The following is a 964-nucleotide window of genomic DNA, read 5'->3' on the forward strand; positions in this document are numbered from 1 at the left end:
ATGTCCACCGGCGTCTCGGTCTGGCTGCCCAGGGGCGTCACCACCTTTTCCTGCAGCACACGCAACAGCTTGGCCTGCAGGCCCAGCGGCAGTTCGGAGATCTCGTCCAGCAGCAGCGTGCCGCCGCAGGCCGCCCGGATATACCCCTTGTTCGGAGCCGCAGCCCCGGTGAACGCGCCCTTCTCGTAGCCGAAGAGGATCGCCTCGAGCATGGTCTCCGGAATGGCCGCGCAATTGATCGCGATGAACGGCTGGCCCGCCCGCGCCGAGGCGTCGTGGATGAAGCGCGACAGCACTTCCTTGCCGCTGCCCGTGGGCCCGTTGATGAACACGCTCACGTCGAACCGCGCCACACGGCGCGCCATCTCCATCAGCGACGCACTTGCCGGATCGGCCAGCACCATCGCGCTGAACGGGGACGCCAGCAGATCGACCAGCGCCATCAGCGCCGCAGCCCCGCCCTCCGCGGGCAGGTCCACATGCAGGATACGGCCCCCAAGTGTCTCGCGCACACCCCAGGTCTCGGCCTCGGGTTCTAGCACCACGACCCGCTTGGCCCCCAGCTTGCGCGCCATCTCCACCAGTGCCGCCTGGTCACTCACCGGACCACCCTGCACCAGCGTGTGACAGGTCGGCCGGAAGCCCAGGCTGACGTCCAGCCCCCGCTCGGACAAGGCGGCCCGCAAAGCGTCGGCAGCGTCGAAACGCGGGGCGGTGATGCAGATGTCGGCCATGGAAAACCCTCTTGTGTTCTTGCACGTCCTCCCAAGCACGGATCATGCCATCCACCCCGCAGCACCCCTCAAGGCACCACAGACACCGCAAACAGACCCCCGACACCGCGCCAGGCTCAAATCCCCGCGCCACATGTCGGAATATCGACGCGTTAACCCATTGCTACCCGTCACATGTCGAACTGTCGTCGAACCAGGCGATGCAACCCTCCTGTCTTAAGAAAAGGCCG

The 964-nt window shown here is 66.4% G+C and carries 1 protein-coding gene; it reads right to left on the bottom strand.

Annotation, left to right across the window (positions count from 1 at the left end; translation table 11 throughout):
• The coding region (locus IEV82_RS23995; RefSeq protein ID WP_188484500.1) for a sigma 54-interacting transcriptional regulator at window positions 1-734 on the bottom strand (734 nt) is incomplete at its 3' end.
• Window positions 735-964: the final 230 nt, after the last annotated feature.

This window comes from Marivita lacus, from assembly GCF_014637725.1.
GTDB lineage: Bacteria > Pseudomonadota > Alphaproteobacteria > Rhodobacterales > Rhodobacteraceae > Marivita > Marivita lacus.